Origin of the sequence: Adlercreutzia equolifaciens, assembly GCF_029076695.1 — a bacterium.
GTDB classification, from domain to species: Bacteria; Actinomycetota; Coriobacteriia; order Coriobacteriales; family Eggerthellaceae; genus Adlercreutzia; species Adlercreutzia equolifaciens_A.
In genome coordinates, this window is record NZ_JARFIK010000111.1 from 1 (window position 1) to 378 (window position 378).

The window sequence follows — 378 nt, forward strand, 5'->3', positions numbered from 1 at the left end:
TCTTGGAATCGAGGTGATTTACTTTAATCCTCTGTTCGTGTCTCCGTCGAACCATAAGTATGATATACAGGACTATGATTATATTGATCCTCATTACGGAAAGATCGTAGTGGATGACGGAGAAGTACTTCCGAAGGGTGCAAAGGACAATATCCATGCAACGAAGTATCAGCAGAGAACCGGAGACCTGCGGAATCTGGAAGCCAGCAACCAGTTATTTGCAAAGCTGGTGGATGCAATGCATCAGCGGGGAATGAAAGTGATCCTGGATGGGGTATTTAATCATTGCGGTTCTTTTAATAAATGGATGGACAGAGAGAGAATCTATGAACCGCAGCCGGATTACCCGAAGGGGGCGTATGTGAGTGCGCAAAGTCC

Annotated in this window: 1 protein-coding gene; it reads left to right on the top strand. The window is 45.8% G+C overall.

Features of this window, described 5'->3' with window-relative positions; translation table 11 throughout:
- Window positions 1-37 precede the first annotated feature (37 nt).
- The coding region (locus PZH32_RS11675) for an alpha-amylase family glycosyl hydrolase (protein ID WP_275208422.1) at window positions 38-378 on the top strand (341 nt) is incomplete at its 3' end.